Source organism: Streptomyces sp. PA03-3a (assembly GCF_033792735.1).
GTDB lineage: Bacteria > Actinomycetota > Actinomycetes > Streptomycetales > Streptomycetaceae > Actinacidiphila.
In genome coordinates, this window is record NZ_JARAVM010000026.1 from 115,452 (window position 1) to 132,801 (window position 17,350).

General features: G+C 73.9%; 17 protein-coding genes. 5 read left to right on the plus strand and 12 right to left on the minus strand.

The features are described from left to right. Window positions 1-5: 5 nt before the first annotated feature. The 11 genes from PV342_RS28375 to PV342_RS28425 all read right to left on the minus strand — a co-directional run bounded on the left by PV342_RS28375 (window position 6) and on the right by PV342_RS28425 (window position 12,824). A complete protein-coding gene (locus tag PV342_RS28375) occupies window positions 6-767 on the minus strand; it encodes a spherulation-specific family 4 protein (RefSeq protein WP_400798600.1) in 762 nt (253 codons plus the stop codon). Then, window positions 755-1,675: an NAD-dependent epimerase/dehydratase family protein gene (locus PV342_RS28380; RefSeq protein ID WP_018561507.1), complete on the minus strand. Its 921-nt coding sequence runs from the start codon at window positions 1,673-1,675 to the stop codon at window positions 755-757. Before PV342_RS28380 ends, PV342_RS28375 begins: the two co-directional genes overlap by 13 nt. A 118-nt stretch (window positions 1,676-1,793) precedes the next feature. Then, window positions 1,794-2,837, minus strand: coding sequence for a hypothetical protein (locus PV342_RS28385; protein WP_500319123.1), 1,044 nt, complete (start codon window positions 2,835-2,837; stop codon window positions 1,794-1,796). Beyond that, the gene (locus PV342_RS28390; RefSeq protein ID WP_329185857.1) at window positions 2,834-4,498 is read right to left on the minus strand and encodes a DUF3492 domain-containing protein; all 1,665 of its coding nucleotides are present in this window, start codon (window positions 4,496-4,498) and stop codon (window positions 2,834-2,836) included. Before PV342_RS28390 ends, PV342_RS28385 begins: the two co-directional genes overlap by 4 nt. A gap of 353 nt (window positions 4,499-4,851) precedes the next feature. Continuing rightward, window positions 4,852-6,471, minus strand: a complete 1,620-nt coding sequence (locus PV342_RS28395) for a dipeptide ABC transporter ATP-binding protein (protein WP_500319125.1) — start codon at window positions 6,469-6,471, stop codon at window positions 4,852-4,854. After that, window positions 6,468-7,466: an ABC transporter permease gene (locus PV342_RS28400; protein ID WP_500319126.1), complete on the minus strand. Its 999-nt coding sequence runs from the start codon at window positions 7,464-7,466 to the stop codon at window positions 6,468-6,470. Before PV342_RS28400 ends, PV342_RS28395 begins: the two co-directional genes overlap by 4 nt. Beyond that, a complete protein-coding gene (locus PV342_RS28405) occupies window positions 7,463-8,332 on the minus strand; it encodes an ABC transporter permease (RefSeq protein WP_500319128.1) in 870 nt (289 codons plus the stop codon). Before PV342_RS28405 ends, PV342_RS28400 begins: the two co-directional genes overlap by 4 nt. A 79-nt stretch (window positions 8,333-8,411) precedes the next feature. Beyond that, complete coding sequence (locus PV342_RS28410; protein ID WP_329185860.1) at window positions 8,412-10,124, minus strand: ABC transporter substrate-binding protein; 1,713 nt, start codon at window positions 10,122-10,124, stop codon at window positions 8,412-8,414. A gap of 163 nt (window positions 10,125-10,287) precedes the next feature. Further along, on the minus strand, window positions 10,288-10,404 hold the full coding sequence (locus PV342_RS28415) for an Ms4533A family Cys-rich leader peptide (RefSeq protein WP_018561500.1): 117 nt from the start codon (window positions 10,402-10,404) through the stop codon (window positions 10,288-10,290). Window positions 10,405-10,444: 40 nt separating this feature from the next. Beyond that, window positions 10,445-11,851, minus strand: coding sequence for a DUF3152 domain-containing protein (locus tag PV342_RS28420; RefSeq protein ID WP_500319130.1), 1,407 nt, complete (start codon window positions 11,849-11,851; stop codon window positions 10,445-10,447). Window positions 11,852-11,855: 4 nt separating this feature from the next. Then, window positions 11,856-12,824: an alpha/beta fold hydrolase gene (locus PV342_RS28425; protein WP_400798616.1), complete on the minus strand. Its 969-nt coding sequence runs from the start codon at window positions 12,822-12,824 to the stop codon at window positions 11,856-11,858. A 191-nt stretch (window positions 12,825-13,015) separates the two neighbouring features. On the opposite strand from PV342_RS28425, the gene PV342_RS28430 reads away from it, so the two are divergent. From PV342_RS28430 to PV342_RS28445, 4 genes are all read left to right on the plus strand, one after another. Beyond that, window positions 13,016-13,234 carry a hypothetical protein gene (locus tag PV342_RS28430; RefSeq protein WP_202470921.1) on the plus strand — a complete coding sequence of 73 codons (219 nt, stop codon included), beginning with the start codon at window positions 13,016-13,018 and terminating at the stop codon, window positions 13,232-13,234. A 100-nt stretch (window positions 13,235-13,334) separates the two neighbouring features. Beyond that, on the plus strand, window positions 13,335-13,970 hold the full coding sequence (locus tag PV342_RS28435) for a TetR/AcrR family transcriptional regulator (RefSeq protein ID WP_026251442.1): 636 nt from the start codon (window positions 13,335-13,337) through the stop codon (window positions 13,968-13,970). A 133-nt stretch (window positions 13,971-14,103) separates the two neighbouring features. Beyond that, window positions 14,104-14,334, plus strand: a complete 231-nt coding sequence (locus PV342_RS28440; protein WP_018561495.1) for a DUF3107 domain-containing protein — start codon at window positions 14,104-14,106, stop codon at window positions 14,332-14,334. Window positions 14,335-14,466: 132 nt separating this feature from the next. Next, window positions 14,467-14,742 carry a hypothetical protein gene (locus PV342_RS28445; protein ID WP_329185863.1) on the plus strand — a complete coding sequence of 92 codons (276 nt, stop codon included), beginning with the start codon at window positions 14,467-14,469 and terminating at the stop codon, window positions 14,740-14,742. 14 nt (window positions 14,743-14,756) lie between these two features. Here PV342_RS28445 and PV342_RS28450 read toward each other — a convergent pair whose 3' ends face one another. Then, window positions 14,757-15,491, minus strand: coding sequence for a ferritin-like fold-containing protein (locus PV342_RS28450; protein WP_400798619.1), 735 nt, complete (start codon window positions 15,489-15,491; stop codon window positions 14,757-14,759). 475 nt (window positions 15,492-15,966) lie between these two features. Between PV342_RS28450 and PV342_RS28455 the strand changes: the two genes are divergently transcribed. Beyond that, window positions 15,967-17,350 (plus strand): DEAD/DEAH box helicase (locus PV342_RS28455; RefSeq protein ID WP_500319140.1); only part of this gene is annotated, 1,384 nt, incomplete at its 3' end.

Consider the following 17,350-nt stretch of genomic DNA (forward strand, 5'->3'; position numbering starts at 1 on the left):
TCCGGTCACATGCTGGGCGGCGGCTGACGGCGCAGCATGCGCGAGGCCTCGTCCCAGTAACCCGGCAGGCCGTCCCAGGCCGCGTGGTCGGTGCGGTCGGTGAAGTAGACCGTCGCCGCGCCCTGCCAGCGGGCGATCCGCATGGCGTTCTCCAGGTGGGGTGCGGGGACGCCGTGCACGAGGTGGCAGAAGCGCTCCGGCGGGTACGCGGCCGTCCATTCCGGGGCCTCCGACCAGCGGTACTGGGTCCACGGCCCGGCGAAGGTCACCAGTTGGTCGGCCGCCTCGGCGTAGCCCTGGTACGGATGGCAGCCGTGGCCCAGCACGACGTGGCCGGTGCTGCCGCCCTCCACGCTCAGCAGCGCGCGCACGGTGGTGATCACCCGCCGGCAGTCGGAGAGCTCCGAACTCGTGGTCGGGGCGCGGTCGAGGTAGAAACCGTCGACCCGGTACCAGTCGAGGAAGCGGTGCGCGTCGGCGACCAGCTGGCCGAAGGGGCGCGCCCCGTGCCGGGTGTCCAGGTAGCCGAGCACGGGCACCGCCGCGTCGCGCAGCCGGGCGCACGCCTCGGTGTAGAGCGGGTCGATCCGGGCGCCGGGGCCGCGCGCCACGTTGAGCACCACCCAGTGCATCGGGGCCTCCGGGCGGGCCAGTTCGGCCCATTCGCCCGGGGCGACCAGCGGGTGCGCGTACGCCGGGACCCCGAAGCCCAGTCCGTCACAGCGGTCGACCGGCCTGCGCAGGCCGCTCGGATTCACACGCGGCATGCCGCCTCCATCCAGACGTCGGCGAGGGATTCCTCTAGGGCGATGCGCGGGCGCCACCCGAGGCGGTCGCGGGCGGTGCGGATGTCGGCCTGCTGCCAGACGCCGCAGCCGTCCGGGTAGTGGGGGTGGCCGCTGCCGTTCGCCGTCAGGTGCGGGTCCTCCACCTCGTGGAGGGCGCCCGTGTAGCCCGCGGCGTTGGCCAGGGCCGCGGCGACCTCGCGCAGCGGTACGGCGCGGCCCGTGCCGATGTTGACCAGCCCCTGCGCGGCGGAGAGCGAGGCCGCGTGCACGGCGCGGGCCACGTCGCGCACGTCCACGAAGTCCCGCTGCACGCCGAGGCCGGTCAGCTTCAGGTCGCCGTCACCGGTCTGCATCGCCCGGCGCATCGCCTCCGCGAGCCGCCCGATCGGCGAGGCGGTGGACGTCCCCGGCCCGACCGGGGTGAAGACCCTCAGCACGACGGCGTCGAGCCCCGAGCCGAGGACGAGTTCCGTCCCGGCCAGTTTGCTGACCCCGTACGGACCGCCGGGCCGTGGCACCGCGTCCTCGGCCGTCGAGGAGCCGGCGGGCGAGGGCCCGTACTCCGCGGCGCAGCCCACCTGGACCAGCCGGGCCGAGGTGGCGCTGCGGCGCATCGCCTCGCACACGGAGGCGACGGCGATCGTGTTGTGCCGGGTGAGTTCGCGCGCCCCGCCGCGTGTGGCGCCCGCGCAGTTGACGACGACCCCGGGGTGGACGGCGTCCATGAAGCGCGCCAGCGCGCCGGGGCTGCCGGACGACAGGTCGAAGCGCACGTCGGCGTCGTCGCTGCGGCCGAGCGCGGTCAGCTGCACGGCGGGGTCGGCCAGCAGCCGCTCGGCCACGTGGCGGCCGACGAATCCGTTGGCGCCCAGGAGGAGGACTCTCATAGCGAGCGCCTCCGCTGCGCGTGCCGTGGCCTGGGGTGCGGGTGGGTCATCGTGGGTGGCTCCTTGGCTTCTTCTTCGGAACTGTGGGGTGTGCCGGGCCGATCCGGCCGCCGCCCGCTCATCGCGGCGCCGCCGCGGCCGTGTACGCCGAGGCGCGCGAGAGCGTGGTCAGGGCATGGGCCGCCAGCGCCAGGGCGGCGGCCCCGCAGGCCAGGGCGGGTACGGCGCCCGGCGGAAGGGGGAACCGGTCCAGCAGGGCGGCGGCGAGGGCCACGGCCTCGGTGGCGCAGGCGAGCCCGGTGCCGATGGCGGCGGGGTCCGGGTGGCCGTGCACCGCGAGCAGCCGGGCGGTGAACAGCAGCAGGGCGAGCGCGGCGGGACCGGCCAGCGCGGCGGGGGTGAGCGGGGCGCCGGTCAGGGCGCGGGCGGCGCACAGCAGGACGAGCGCACAGGCGAGGAAGAGCGCGAGCGTGCCCGCCAGCAGCGGCCGTACGGCGCCGCCGAACTCCTCCAGGGTGCGGCTGCGCAGCAGATGGGCCCGGGAACGCACCGCGAAGCGGTGGGCGCACCAGGCGGCGGGCGCGAGGGAGAGCGCCAGCGCGGTCAGCTCGGCGGCGTCCGCCGCGGGCAGCGCGCCCCCGGCGAGACCGTCGACGGCGCGCGGCCCGTACAGCCCGAAGACCACCAGCCAGCAGCTCCACACCGCGCCGCCCGGACCCGTGCCGTAGGGCGCTCTCAGCGGTCCGCGGCGCAGCGCGGCGAGGAGCGAGAGCAGCAGCAGCGGCACGGCCACGGCGACCACCGTGACCGGCGGCAGCGCGTGCAGCGCACCGCTCGCGGCGGCGCAGACGGCGCCCGGGGCGAGGGTGAGCAGCAGGGCGGGGCGGCCCACCGGCCGCCCCGCGGCGGGCGGGGCGCCGGCGCGGGGCACCCGGGCGTACAGCTCCTCGGCGAGGGTGAAGACGTCGCGGTGCCGGAAGCCCGCCGCGACGCGGTCGGTGACGCCCTGCGCCTCCAGTCCCGCCACGATCTCCAGCGGGTCCACGGCCTCGGCGCACAGTTGCTGGTGACGGTGCATCAGGGCGCGGACGGGGTCGGCGGGGCCGCGTCTGCGCGGGGCGCCCCCGCGGGCGCCGGTGCCGCTCTCCTGCACGTGGCTCATGCGCGCTCCCGCCTCTCGGCTCCGGCGTACGCGGGCTCGCGGGCGGCGAGCGCCCAGGCGGGCGCGGCCGTCCAGCGGCCGGGGACACGGGACTCGGCGGGCCTGCCGAAGGGGACGGGGGTGCCGTCCGGGTCGCGCAGCGGGGCGTGGCGCCCGGGCGCGTGGGCGACCAGGTCGAGGTAGATCTCGCGGAACGCCGCCAGGTTCCGCTCGACGGTGAAGAGCTCCAGGGCGCGTTCGCGGGCGGCGGCGCCGAGCCGCTGCCGGCGCTCGGGGTCGCGCAGCAGGGCGACGCAGGCCTCGGCGAGCGCCTTCGGGTTGCGCGGCGGCACGACCAGACCGGTCCCGCCGATGACCTCCCGTACGGCGCCGGCCTCGGTCGACACGGTGGCCCGGCCGCAGAGCATGGCCTCGACCAGGGTGACCGGGAATCCCTCGACGACGCTGGAGAGGACGACCACGTCGCCGGCGGCGTACGCGTCGGGCAGCGCCTGGGCGCCCGGCGAGCCGAGCTCCTCGAAGGTGACCGGGTTCTCCCCGGCGGTGACGGCGTCGGCCGCCTCGTCGGGGAAGAGCTGCGCGGCCAGCGAGCGGCACTGCTCCAGGTACGCGGGGTCGCCCTCACCGGCGCGGACGACGCGCAGCCGCGCCCCGGGCTCCTCCTTGCGCACCTCCCCGAAGGCGTGCAGCAGCCCGATCAGGTCCTTGCCGCGGTCGGCCCGGCCGACCCACACCAGCGTGGGGTCGCCGCCCTCGGCCTCGGCGGCCGGCTCGGGCAGGGGCCCCTGGTAGCCGGGGTAGACCGTGCGGACGCGCTCCCGGTCGGCGCCGCAGTGCTCCTGCCAGCGGCGCGCGTGGGCGTTGCCGGGGGTGACCAGGGCGGCCCTGCGGTAGGCCTCGCCCGCCAGATGGCGGTGGAAGGCGGCGAGCAGGGCGCGTACGGGGGCGGACAGGCCCGCGGCGCGGTGCAGCAGCAGGGTCTCGCGCAGCCGCACGCCGTACTCGGTCACCAGCAGCGGCGTACCGAAGAACCGTTTGGCCAGCAGCGCGGGCAGCAGCGCGGTGCCGCCCGTCACGGCGTGGCAGAGGTCGGCGGTGGCGAGGGCGTCGCCGAACTCGTCGTACCAGGGGGCGGAGAGCGGCCGCAGCGCGCGCTCCACCTGGTCGGCGGCGAGCAGGAGGTCGCCCACCCCGGCCTCCGCGACGAGGGGTCGCGCGCCGGGCGCCCGGCACACCTCCTCCAGCACGCGCACCGCGTGCTCGGAGCGCAGCAGCGCCGGGACGCCGCCGTCCTCCCGGGCGAGTTCGGCGAGGCCGTAGAGCGCGGAGGCGAAACGGTCCGCCACACCATTGGCCCCGGCGTCCCCGGCCAGCACACCGACCAGGTCGCGGTACTGCTCCAGCGCCTGCGCCCGCCTGCGGCGCGCCTTGCCGGGCACGGCCCCCGGCCCCGGCGGGGGCCCCCACAGCGGCAGCGCGCGCACGTCCCGCACCTGCGGCGGCAGCGCCACCATCCCCGCTGCCTCGGCCCGTTCGCTCCTGCCGAGCGCGTACACCGCGAACTCGTGCCCGGTGAGCCCGCGTACGAGACGGTCGACCCAGGCACCCCCCTCACCCCGGGCGTACGGATAACCACCCTCCGCGAGTAATGCGATACGCACGTCTGCCCCCTCTCGGCACCGGTCTGTTCGGGCGCGATGACCGTATTCCGGCGAAGTGGGGGCACGGCGGACGGTTGTCCGCCGTGCCACCGAAAGGGGTGAAGAGACGTAACTTTTCCCAGCGTTGTGCGTTGTGACCGAGTAGACGTCCGCCGGGCGGGTGCGCCGGGCCGGGCGGGGCGCGTTCCACTCGCGCACCGGCCCGTGTCACGAGGAAGCCCCGGGGCGAGTGCCCCGGGGCTTCGGTTTGCGGTCGATCGGCCGCAGGCCGAAGCCGGCGGCGCGGCCCGCTCCCGGCGCGGAGCGGCACGCCGGGGCGCGCCCGGCCGACCGGCCCGGGCGCGCCCGGCGGGTCAGGCGGTGGTCGCCAGGGCGCGCCGGCGGGCGGCGCGGCGGGCGGCGGACTCGTCCGGGTCGAGCACCGGGACCGCCGCCAGCAGCCCCTTGGTGTACTCGTGCTCCGGCGCCTCGTAGACCCGGCTCGCGGGCCCGTACTCCACGATCCGCCCCGCCCGCATCACCGCGACGTTGTCGCTGACCTGGCGCACCACGGCCAGGTCGTGGGCGATGAAGACCAGCGCGAGTCCCAGCTCACGCTGCAGTTCGTCCAGCAGCCGGATGACCTGGGCCTGCGTCGTGACGTCGAGCGCCGACACCGGCTCGTCGCAGACGATCAGCCGCGGCTCGGGCGCCAGCGCCCGGGCGATGCCGACCCGCTGCCGCTGCCCGCCGCTGAACTCGTGCGGATAGCGGTGGTACCAGCCGGGGTCGAGCCCGACCCGCTCCAGCAGCTCCCGCACGCGGGCGACGATCGCGGCCTCGTCGAGCACTCCCGCCGTGCGCAGCGGGTCCGCGATGGACTCGCCGATGCTGCGTCGCGGGTTGAGCGAGGACACCGGGTCCTGGAAGACCATCTGGAGTCCCAGCGTGCCCGCGACGGGGCGTGCGCCCGGGCGCCGCAGTTCGCCGCCGGTGGGCTCCAGGAGCCCGACGAGCATCCGCCCCAGCGTGGTCTTGCCGCTGCCGCTCTCCCCGACGACGCCGAGCGTCTCGCCCGCGCGCACGGTCAGCGAGACACCGTCGACCGCCGCGACCCGGGCGCCGCGCCGGCCGAACTCCCGCCGTACGCCCACGGCTTCGAGGAGGACCTCACCCGTGGCGGCGCCGCGCGGCTTCGCCGTCCCCACTCGCGGGACCGCGGCCACCAGGTCACGGGTGTACGGCTCCCGCGGCGCGCCCAGCACGGTGCCGACCGGTCCGCGCTCCACGGCGCGGCCGTCCTTCATCACCAGCACCTCGTCGACACTGCCGGCCACCACGCCCAGGTCGTGGGTGACCAGCAGCAGCCCCATCCCGGTCTCCTGCCGCAATTCGCCGAGCAGGTCGAGGATCTGCGCCTGGACGGTGACGTCGAGCGCCGTCGTCGGTTCGTCGGCGACGAGCAGCCGCGGCTCGCAGGCGAGCGCCATGGCGATCAGGGCCCGCTGGCGCATGCCGCCGCTGAACTCGTGCGGCCGGAAGCGGGCCCGCCTCGCCGCGTCGGCGATGCCGACCCGGCCGAGCACCTCGACCGCCCGCTCACGGGCCGCCCGCCGGGACGCCCGCGGGTGGTGCACCCGGTACACCTCGGCGATCTGGTCACCGATCGCGAAGTACGGGTCGAGCGAGGACAGCGGGTCCTGGAAGACCATCGCCGCCAGCCCGCCGCGCAGCCCGCGCAGCTCCTTCTCCCCCACGGTGAGGACGTCGACGCCGGCCACCCGCACCGATCCGCCGATCCGCGCGCCGCTGCCGCGGTGCAGTCCCAGCAGGGTGAAGGCGGTGGCGCTCTTGCCGCTGCCGGACTCGCCGACGACGCCCAGGGCGCCGCCCTGCTCCAAGGAGAAGGAGAGCCCGTCCACGGCGCGGACGGTGCCCGTGCCGGTGGGGAAGTCGATCGTGAGGTCCTCGACCTCGATCAGCGGTGACGTCATGCCAGCACCACCCGTCGGTCGGCCACCGCGTACAGGACGTCCGCGAGGGCGTTGGCGAGGACCACGAAGAATCCGGTGACCAGCACGAGCCCGACGACGACCGGCAGGTCCTCGGTCCTGACCGAGTCCACCAGGCTCTTGCCGAGCCCGGGGATGCCGAAGAGCGACTCGGTGAGCACCGCGCCGCCGAACATCGTCCCCAGGTCCAGTGCCGTCAGCGCGATGACCGGAGGCAGGGCGCCGCGCAGGGCGTGCCGTCCGATGACGGAACGCTCGCGGACGCCGTAGGCGCGGAAGGTGCGCACATGGTCCTCGGAGAGCGTGTCCAGCATCGAACCGCGGGTCAGCCGGGCGTACTTGGCGCTCTCCAGGATGGCCAGGGAGAGCCAGGGCAGCACCAGGTTCCAGGCCCACTGCTCGGGGTCCTCGGTCAGCGGGACGTAGGAGGGGAAGGGCAGCCAGCCCAGCACCGAGACGAACAGCAGCATCAGCAGGATGCCGATGATGAAGACGGGCACGGCGTTGCCCGCGAGGGTGAGCCCGGTCAGCAGCCGCTCGGTGAGCCCGCCGTGGCGCAGCGCCGAGAGCACGCCGGTGCCGACCCCGATGACCAGCCACAGCACCATCGCGCCGACGGAGAGCGAGGCGGTGGCCGGCAGCCGCTGCGCGAGCAGGGAGGTGACCTGCTCGCCGTTCTGGTACGAGAAGCCCAGGCACGGGGCGCCGCAGTGCTCGGTGCCGACGCCGGTGCTGATGTCGGTACCGGCGAACAGGCCGTGCAGGAAGTGGGCGTACTGTGCGAGGGCCGGGTCGTCCAGGCCGAGCTGGGTGCGGACCTGGGCGACCTGGTCGGCCGTGCACTTGGGCCCGCAGGCCAGCCGGGCCGGGTCGCCGGGCAGGACGTAGAAGAGCGCGTAGACGGCGACGCTCAGCACCAGGAGCACCAGCAGGGCGGCCAGCAGGCGGCGGAGCGCGAAGCGGGCGAGGAGCGTCACGGCCGCGCCTCCTTCCGCCTGCGGACCACGGCACGCAGGCGGCTGCCCGCCCGCGGGTCGAGGGCGGTGCGCACGCCGTCGCCGAGCGCGGTGAAGGCGAGGACGGTGACGAAGATCAGGCCGGCGGGCAGCAGCACGTACGTCGGATCGGCCTGGTACCAGGTGGTCGCGGAGGAGAGCATCTGTCCCCAGGAGGGCGTGGGCGGCTTGACGCCGATGCCGAGGAAGGACAGTCCCGCCTCCGAGGCGATGTTGGAGGGCACCAGCAGCGCGCTGTAGGTCACCACGGGCGCGGCCAGCGACGGCAGCAGTTCGCGGCGGGCGATCCGCCACCGTCCGGCGCCGCCGAGCCGGGCGGCGGCCACGTAGTCGAGGGACTTGAGACTCAGGGTCTGGGCCCGGACGATGCGGGAAGTGCCGCCCCAGCCGAGCAGGCCGAGGACGAGGACCAGCAGCACCGGCCGCGGGAAGCCGGCGGGGACGATCGCCAGCAGGGCGATGGCGAAGACCAGGGTGGGCAGCGCCAGCATGACGTCGGTGGTCCGGCTGAGCAGGCTGTCCAGGAAGCGGTTGCCGAGTCCGGCGGCGAGGCCGACGGCGACCCCGAGGACGACCTGCACGACGGTGGCGGCGAGGCCGATGCCGAGCGAGATCCGCGCACCGTAGACGAGGCGGGCGAACAGGTCGCGCCCGGTGCCGGGTTCGACGCCGAGCCAGTGGTCGGCGCTCACACCGCCGAAGGAGCCGACCGGGACGCCGCCGAGGGCGGAGTCGACGGCGGAGGCGTGGTACGCGTCCGGGTCCTGGCCCTCCAGGGCCGCGAGCAGCGGGGCTGCGAGGGCCACCAGGACGAGCAGGACGATCACGGCGACGCCGGCGAGGGCCGCGCGCTGGGCGCGCAGCCGCCGCCAGAGCTGCCGGGCGCGGCGAGCACGTCGGTGGTGGTCACTTGACCGAGACCTGCGAGACGTCGAGGACGCCGGTCCAGTCGCTGATGACGACGTTCTTGACGTCCTTGCCGTACAGGCGCTTGTAGACGGGGTGGACCAGCGGCACGGTCAGCGCCTGCTCGCCGATCTTCTTGTCGAGGGCGCCCCAGCGGACGGCGGCGGCCTTGAGGTCGGTGAGCTTGTTGATCTCGTCGATCTCCTTGTTCACCGCCGGGTCGTCCAGCTGCGCGTTGTTGAAGTTGTAGCCGTCCTTGACGATCTGCCGGCCGTCGAAGATCGGGGCCAGGAAGGGCCCGCCGGACGGCCAGTCGGCGCCCCAGCCGGCGAGGAAGAAGCCCGGCTCGGTCGTGACGCCGTGGATCTTCTCGCTGTAGGCGCTGGACTCCAGGCCCTCCAGCTTGACGGTGATGCCGGCCTTCTTCAGGGCGTCCTGCAGGGCGGTGGCGACCTCGGGGCCCTGCTCGTCGCCGCCGCTGCTGTCGTGGGTCAGCGTGACGGTCAGGCCGTTCGGGTGACCGGCCTCCTTCAGCAGCTCCCTGGCCTTGGCCGCGTCGCCGCTCTTGCCCGCCGGGAACGCGTCGTACGGCGTGTAGCCGAAGGACTCCTGCGCGGGCAGGAAGGTGGTGGCGGGCTCGGCGAGCGAGGAGCCGCCGAGGGCGTTGACGACGGTGCTGCGGTCGACCGCGTAGGAGATGGCCTGGCGCACCTTGGGGTCGTCGAAGGGCTTCACCTTCGGGTTGAAGGAGATGTAGTCGGTGTAGCCGAAGTGGCCGGTGCCGACGCGGCCGGCGAGCTCCTTGTCGCCGGTGATCTTGGCGAGTTCGGCGGCGGTGAGGTTGGTGTCGGTGGTGACGGCGGCCGCGTCCTTGCCGGCGCCGGAGGACAGGCGCTGGTTGATCACGGCGGCGTCGAGGCCGGAGCGCACGTCGATGCGGTCCGGGTAGGCCTTGCGCTCCTCGTCGGTCTTCGCGTCCCAGTGGGTGTTGCGCTCCAGGACGAGGTGCTCGCCGTCGTTCTCGTTGGCGACGACCTTGTAGGGGCCGGAGGAGAACGGGTGGTTCTCGTACTTGGTGCCGGTGTCCTTCGCCTTCGGCACGGGGGCGAAGGAGGTCTGGGTGGCCAGGAACGGGAAGTCGCCCTCGGGCTTGTTCAGGTGGAAGACGATGGTCTTCGCGTCCGGGGTCTCGATGGAGGCCAGGCCGCCCTTGTCCTTGTACGGGCCCTGGTACTCCTTGCCGCCGACCAGCCAGTCGCGCAGGTAGGGGGCGCCGCCGGACAGTTCGGCGGCGAAGGAGCGCTCGATGCCGTACTTGATGTCGGCGGTGGTGATCGCGCTGCCGTCCTCGTACTTCAGCCCGTCCTTGAGGTGGTACGTCCAGACGGTGGCGTCCTCGTTGGGCGTGCCGGTGTCGGTGGCGAGGTCCGGGACGACCTTCGCGCCGTCCGCGCCGTTCTCGCGGTTGCGCGTCGTCAGCGTGCGGAAGACCAGGCCGGGGACGTTGCCGCCGCCGGAGGTGTAGAGCCGCGCCGGGTCGAAGTCCTCCTGCGGGGCCTGGTTGAGGACGTAGAGCGTGCCGCCCTTGGCGGGCTTGCCGTCGGCCGCCTTGGCCCCGCTGTCCTCCGGGCCGCACGCGGCGGCGCCGCCGGTGATCGCCAGGACGACGGCGGCCGCTGCGAGGCGGCGGGGTGTGACGGACAGGTGAGACATCGAAGATCCCTTTCGCGGCTGCGAGATGGAGAAGAAGGCGGGGCTGGTGAAGACCCGCAGGCAGCGGCGACGGACCCCGCGAAGGGGACCGTGAAGGATCGATCAAGCGTCGAGACGCGCGCCCACGGGTCGGAGAGGACCGGGGCGAGGGGGGTTGCGCCCTCTACGCGCCCGGCACCGTGGAACGGCGACACAGGATGTCGGCGACGCAGTGCCCGGCCACGCCGATGAGCGCCAGCTCGATGCTGGCGTCGGCGTCTGTGGCAGGGCTGTGCGGCATGCCGAAAACATTGAACGATTAATCGCCCGATGTCAAAAAGCTAGCCCCGGGGGTAGGGCCAGGCGTTGGGCTTGCAGGTCAGGCCCCCGTAGTTGAGGAACTTGGTCTGCTGCATCATCACGGGGGCCAGGGCGCCCTCCTTGGGGCAGAGCACATGGCCGTAGCCGAGCCGGTGCCCGACCTCGTGGTTGATCAGCATCTCGCGGTAGGCGAGCATCCGCTCCTGGCCGTAGGTCTCCGACCCCTGGGCCCAGCGGTACGCGTTGATCATCGTTCGCGGAGTCGACGCCGCGTCACATGACACGTTGTCAACCGTGGTGTCCAGGCCGGACTTGGCGCACCAGGTGGCCGTGGTTCCCGGACTGGCCAGGGTGATCACGATGTCGGCGGGGCCCGTTGAGACCCGCTCGAAGGTACGGGCCCCGCCGTGGGCCCAACTCCGCTTGTCATTCAGTGTCTTGTAGACCGCGTCCGCGAAGAGCCGGGCATTCAGCGGCAGGCCCTTCTCGACGTCCACCCGTACCCGCAGCAGTGTCCCCCTGCCGGGGGCCTTCTCGCGGCCGCCCACGGTCTGGAACCTCCCGGCCAGGCTCAGGTCCTGGTCGAGCGGGTAGGCCTTGGTCATCGCCTGGCCGTAGGTGAGCGGAGCGGCGACCGCGGAGGGTGAGGCCGAGGGGGTCACCCGGTCCTTGGAGCGTGACGCGGCGTCGTCGGCGTCCCGGCCGGCGCCCGGCGCCGCGGCGGCGGCGGACGAGTGACGCTTCTCACCCCCGGCGGCCATCTGGCCCGCCACGACGACGGCCAGCACGGTCACGACCGCCGCGGCCGCGGCGCCGCTGAGGGCGCGAGTCCTGACGGTCTTCTTGGGCTGTTCGGGTTGTTCCCCACCCTCGCCGCCCTCCCCGGTGCCCTCGACGGGTGCCCCGGGTCCGGTGGCGGCGGAAGGGGCGGAGGCGGAGGGGACGTCGAAGGCCTCGACGAAGTCCTTCCGCGGGCCGGGGACGTCACGGAACCCCGCGCCGGGCGCCCGGCGCTGGCGCGGGAAGCCGGATATTCGGGGCGCGGTGCGGACGCGCCCGTCGAGGGGGTCGTCGTCCTCCGGGTACTCGGTGCCGAGCGCGGTGTCCGCCAGCTCCGCGGGCCGGGTGCCGCGCGGTGTGCGCGGCGGGACCCAGGAACCGGCACGGCCCCAGGCGGAGTGCTCCTGGTGCTCGGGGTGTGCGCGGCCCGGTGCGTCCTGGTGGCCGTGCCCGGGGTCGCCGGGCCGGAAACCGTCCCGGCCGGCCGGCGCGGAACCACCGGGCGCCTGGCCCGGTCCGCCCGTACGGGGCGGGGTCGGCGCCGGGCCGGGACGGCGGCGGCGGCCACCGCCCGGGGTGCCGCCGGCTATACCCGGTACGTCGTCGCGACGGCCGTCACGGCCGCCCGGTGCGCTGTGCCTGCCCATGAAGTCAGTGATCCGTCCGCGCGTCCGTGGCGTCCAGCAGTTCGCGGAAGGCCCGCTCCACCGCATCGGGGTGCTCCATCATCGCGACGTGCCCGCTGTCGGGGAGCGTCAGCAGCCGCGCGTCACGGAACGTCCGGGCGGCACGGTACGCCATCCGGGGGGAGATCAGCTTGTCCCGGCCGCCGTACACCAGCAGCGTCGGCGCGAGCACCCGCTCGGCCTGCCGCCACAGGTTGTGCTGGCCGCCGAGCGTGTAGGCGTCGACGATGCCGCGTGCCGAGCGGGTCAGCGCGTCCCAGAAGTACGGCAGCTTCAGCCGGCGCTCGTACTCCGTGGCGTGCTCGGTGAAGGACGCCTCGCTGACCAGCGACGGGTCGCCGTAGCAGAGGTCCAGCAACTGCTTGGTGCGCCGCTCCGCGGACCAGTCGCGGGTCGCGCGGGTCACCACCGCGGTGGCGCCCGGCACCCCGAGGAGTGCGGTCGGCCACGCGCCGCGCCGGGGCGGCACCTCCGGCAGCGCCGGCGAGATCAGCGTCAGGGTGCGGACCAGGTCGGGCCGGGCCGCGGCGACCTTGGTGACGACGGCTCCGCCCAGCGAGTTGCCGAAGAGATGCACGGGCCCGCGCCCGGAAGCCTCCAGCAGGCGCACGACGGCGCGCGCGTGCCCCCCGATCGAGTAGTTGCCGTCGTCCGGCGGCGGCGAATGCCCGAAACCGGGCAGGTCCAGGGCCTCGCAGGTCACCCGGTCCGCCAGCAGCCGCATCAGTGCCGACCAGTTGGAGGAGGACCCGCCCAGGCCGTGGACGAAGAGCGCGGGCGGCAGCCCTTCGGCCTGCTCCGTCCGCGCTCGTACGGTCAGCGTCCGCCCTGGCAGGGCCACGGTCCGCACCGTCTCCCCGTCCCCGGCTCTGGCTCCCGAAGGCGGTACGGGCACGGCGGCGAGTGCGGCTTCGGAGGGCTCCGTCGAGGACATGGGGCAATGTTACGAGGTGATCACGCGTGGGCTCGTGTGTTCGCACTCACACGCGTCGTGGGGATTTTCCGCCTCTCCCGTCACTCTGCACACCCCATCCCTGTCTCCTACGCTCGCAGAAGGGGAAAGAGGGGGACAGTGGGTAGCAGCGGGGGACGCCAGCGCACGACCAGAGGAATCGGGAGGTGCCCGTGTCCGACGACATCGAGACCTTCGACGACGACGTCATCGACGACCTGGAGGACGCCGAGGCCGACATCGAGGCCCCCGAGGCGGACATCGCCGAACAGCACCTCGAACTGCTGCAGCACCGCGATGTCCCGATCACCGAACGCCCTGACGACGCCGATCCGGCGGACGTGGCCGAGCAGCACAGGGTGGTCGAACTCGACGAGGACGACTATCGCTGAGTTCCACTTGGTGAGAATGTGCGTTCGCACAGCGCATGCCCCCGCTACCGAAAAGTACGATGGCACCCGCAGCGCAGAACGACATCACTTGGGAGGCGGCGTGACAGCCATCGAGCAGACTGAGGCGCGCCCTCGCGGCACACGCCTGCCGCGCCGGGCCCGGAGGAACCAGCTGCTGGGCGCGGCTCAGGAGGTGTTCGTCGCCCAGGGTTACCACGCCGCCGCGATGGACGACATCGCCGAGCGTGCGGGCGTCAGCAAGCCCGTGCTCTACCAGCACTTCCCCGGCAAGCTCGAGCTCTACCTGGCGCTGCTGGACCAGCACTGCGAGGCCCTGCTGGACGCGGTGCGCACCGCACTGGCCTCCACCACCGACAACAAGCAGCGGGTGGCGGCGACCATGGACGCGTACTTCGCGTACGTGGAGGACGAGGGCGGCGCCTTCCGCCTGGTCTTCGAGTCCGACCTCACCAACGAGCCGGCCGTCCGCGAGCGCGTCGACAAGGTCGCGCTGCAGTGCGCCGAGGCGATCAGCGAGGTCATCGCCGAGGACACGGGTCTGACCACCGAGCAGTCCATGCTGCTCGCCGTCGGCCTCGGCGGCGTCTCGCAGGTCGTGGCCCGCTACTGGCTCTCCAGCGGCAGCTCCATGCCCCGCGACACCGCGGTGCAGTTGCTGACCTCCCTGGCCTGGCGCGGCATCGCGGGCTTCCCGCTGCACGGCACCGAGCACTGACGACGTCCCCCCGGGTGTTCGCTCTGGGCGTGCCCGTCCGCCGGTGTCCCGGTGCCGGGCGCGGCTAATGTGTCCTGCGTACGGCGCGATTTCCAACCGCGCACACCGCAGACCGTTCGGAGGGACGAAAGCCGTGGAGGTCAAGATCGGCGTGCAGCACGCGCCGCGCGAGATCATCATCGAGAGCGCGCAGACGGCCGAGGAGGTCGAGAAGGCCGTCGCCGAGGCGCTGACGGGCACCGGCAAGCTGCTCAGCCTCACCGACGAGCACGGCAAGCGGGTGCTCGTGCCGGCCGACCGGCTGGCCTACGTGGAGATCGGCGAGCCGGCGACGCGCCGGGTCGGCTTCGGCGCCCAGCTCTAGGCCGCAGTCTGGCCGCTCCCGTGACGGGAGGACGTACGGCGGGTCACCCCCGAATGGGGTGACCCGCCGTTTCGCGGTCCTGACCCGCGGGGTAGGACCCGTGCGACCGAAGTCTCCGGGAGGGGCCGCACGATGATGTGGGAAGCGCTCGCGTTCGCCGCCGTCGGATTGTCCGTCGCGTACGCCGCCACGCGGTTGCTCCCCCGCCGGCGCCTTCCCGAGGCGACGCTGGTGCTCGCCACGGGAGCCGTCGCCGCCGTGCTGGGCGGCCTGATCACCCGTACCGTCCTCGGTTCCGACCGGTTCCTGATCAACCTCGCCGTGTCGGTGGGGGTGGCCGCCGTCCTGCTCTCGCTGCTGGTGCGCCCGCCGCGGAGCACCCGCCGGTCCTCGCCGCGCACGGCCTGAGCCGCGCGGTCCGCTCAGGCGGACAGGCCCAGCGCCGCCATCCGCTTGGTGTGGGCCTCGGTGATCCGGGTGAACATCCGGCCGACCTCCGCGAGGTCGAAGCCGTCCGCGACCCCGCCGACCAGCATCGTGCTGAGCGCGTCCCGGTCCGCCACGACCCGCTGTGCCTGCGACAGCGCCTCGCCCATGAGCCGGCGCCCCCACAGCGCGAGCCGCCCGCCGACCCGGGGCTCGGCCTCGATGGCCGAGCGCACCTTCTCCACCGCGAAGGAGGCGTGGCCGGTGTCGTCCAGCACCGCCAGCACCAGTTCTCGGGTGTCGGTGTCGAGCCGGGCGGCGACCTCGCGGTAGAAGTCGGACGCGATGGAGTCGCCGACGTACGCCTTGACCAGGCCCTCCAGCCAGTCCGACGGCGCGGTCTGGCGGTGGAACTCGTCGAGTGCGGCGGCGAAGGGCTCCATCGCCGCGGTCGGGTCCGCCTCGATGGTGGTGAGCCGCGCGCGGAGCTGCTCGAAGTGGTGGAACTCGGCGGACGCCATCGCCGCGAGCTCCGCCTTGTCCTCCAGGGACGGCGCGAGCTTGGCGTCCTCCGCGAGCCGCTCGAAGGCGGCCAGCTCGCCGTACGCGAGTGCCCCGAGCAGGTCCACGACCGCCGCGCGGTACTGCGGCTCCGCGGAGGCCGCGGCCCAGTCCTTGGCGGCGATGGTCGTCTCGGCGGGGGTGTCGGCGGGGGTGTCAGGCGTCTCCATGCTGCGCACAATAGCCAACCCCGCCAGTGCGGCAACCATCCCGTGCGGCCCGCCGCGCGGGTGCCGCGGGGTGACCTGTCCCACGTACCGGAAAATCCATCCTCCGCGGGTGCGTGATTCCGGGGTACAGTGATATGGACCCGCCAGGTGACCCGGCGGGTCGCGCATGAATGGATGCCCGGTCGGTGGCCCGATCGGCTCCTACCGACCGCCCTCCCCACGTGGGGAGGGACAGCTTCGCGGCGCGCACGAGGGCAGTGGTCCCGCGCACCTCGGCCATCACGGCCGGACGACACTCCGCGGTCAGCGCAGTTCCTTGCGCCCGACCCTCCCCGGAAACCGCTCGGCGCCGCGTCCCAATAGAAGAGGCAGCATCCTGACCACCACCACGACTTTCCGCGATCTGGGGATCCTCCCCGAGACCGCCGAGGCCCTCGAGGCCGTCGGCATCACCACTCCCTTCCCGATCCAGGAGATGACGCTTCCCGTCGCCCTCGCGGGCAACGACGTCATCGGCCAGGCCAAGACCGGCACCGGCAAGACCCTGGGCTTCGGACTCCCGCTCCTGGAGCGGGTCGTCGTCCCGGTCGACGTCGAGGCCGGGCGGGCCAGGCCCGAGGACCTCGTCGACGGGCCGCAGGCCCTGATCATCGTCCCCACCCGTGAGCTGTGCACGCAGGTCAGCAACGACCTGCTGACCGCGGGCAAGGTGCGCAACGTCCGCGTTCTGGCGATCTACGGCGGCCGCGCGTACGAGCCGCAGGTCGAGGCCCTGAAGAAGGGCGTCGACGTGGTCGTCGGCACCCCGGGCCGGCTGCTCGACCTCGCGGGCCAGAAGAAGCTCAACCTGCGCAACGTCCGCGCGCTCGTCCTCGACGAGGCCGACGAGATGCTCGACCTGGGCTTCCTGCCCGACGTCGAGAAGATCATCGAGATGCTGCCGGCCAAGCGGCAGACGATGCTGTTCTCCGCGACGATGCCGGGCGCCGTCATCGGCCTCGCCCGCCGCTACATGTCGCAGCCCACGCACATCCGGGCCACCTCGCCGGACGACGAGGGCGCGACCGTCGCCAACATCACCCAGCACATCTTCCGCGCCCACTCGCTGGACAAGCCGGAGCTCGTCTCCCGGGTGCTGCAGGCCGACGGCCGCGGCCTGGCGATGATCTTCTGCCGTACCAAGCGCACGGCCGCCGACCTCGCGGAACAGCTGGAGCAGCGCGGCTTCGCCTCCGGCGCCGTCCACGGCGACCTCGGCCAGGGTGCCCGCGAGCAGGCGCTGCGCGCCTTCCGCAACGGCAAGGTCGACGTCCTGGTCTGCACCGACGTCGCCGCGCGCGGCATCGACGTCGAGGGCGTCACGCACGTGATCAACTACCAGACGCCGGAGGACGAGAAGACCTACCTCCACCGCATCGGCCGCACCGGCCGCGCGGGTGCGTCCGGCACGGCGATCACCCTGGTCGACTGGGACGACATCCCGCGCTGGCAGCTGATCAACAAGGCGCTGGACCTGCCGTTCAACGAGCCGGAGGAGACCTACTCCACCTCGGCCCACCTCTACGAGCTGCTCGGCATCCCCGAGGGCACCAAGGGCGTGCTGCCGCGTGCGGAGCGCACCCGTGCCGGGCTCGACGCGGAGGAGATCGAGGACCTCGGCGAGACCGGCGGCCGTGGCCGTGGCCGTGGCGGCCGCAGGTCCGGCCCCGCCGCCTCCGCCGAGGCGGAGGAGCGTCCGGCGCGTACCCGTACGCCGCGCCAGCGCCGCCGCACCCGCGGCGGGCAGTCGGTCGGCGAGACGCCCGCCGGGGCGGAGGCGGCCGTGGAGACCGCCGAGGCTCCGGCCACCACCGAGGCTC

Excerpts from the sequence above, each read along its gene's own strand:
- PV342_RS28395 (WP_500319125.1), bottom strand. The coding sequence starts at position 6,471 with ATGACGTCACCGCTGATCGAGGTCGAGGACCTCACGATCGACTTCCCC.
- PV342_RS28385 (WP_500319123.1), bottom strand. The coding sequence starts at position 2,837 with ATGAGCCACGTGCAGGAGAGCGGCACCGGCGCCCGCGGGGGCGCCCCG.
- PV342_RS28375 (WP_400798600.1), bottom strand. The coding sequence starts at position 767 with ATGCCGCGTGTGAATCCGAGCGGCCTGCGCAGGCCGGTCGACCGCTGT.
- PV342_RS28410 (WP_329185860.1), bottom strand. The coding sequence starts at position 10,124 with ATGTCTCACCTGTCCGTCACACCCCGCCGCCTCGCAGCGGCCGCCGTC.
- PV342_RS28415 (WP_018561500.1), bottom strand. The coding sequence starts at position 10,404 with ATGCCGCACAGCCCTGCCACAGACGCCGACGCCAGCATCGAGCTGGCG.
- PV342_RS28425 (WP_400798616.1), bottom strand. The coding sequence starts at position 12,824 with ATGTCCTCGACGGAGCCCTCCGAAGCCGCACTCGCCGCCGTGCCCGTA.
- PV342_RS28450 (WP_400798619.1), bottom strand. The coding sequence starts at position 15,491 with ATGGAGACGCCTGACACCCCCGCCGACACCCCCGCCGAGACGACCATC.
- PV342_RS28445 (WP_329185863.1), top strand. The coding sequence starts at position 14,467 with ATGATGTGGGAAGCGCTCGCGTTCGCCGCCGTCGGATTGTCCGTCGCG.
- PV342_RS28420 (WP_500319130.1), bottom strand. The coding sequence starts at position 11,851 with ATGGGCAGGCACAGCGCACCGGGCGGCCGTGACGGCCGTCGCGACGAC.
- PV342_RS28380 (WP_018561507.1), bottom strand. The coding sequence starts at position 1,675 with ATGAGAGTCCTCCTCCTGGGCGCCAACGGATTCGTCGGCCGCCACGTG.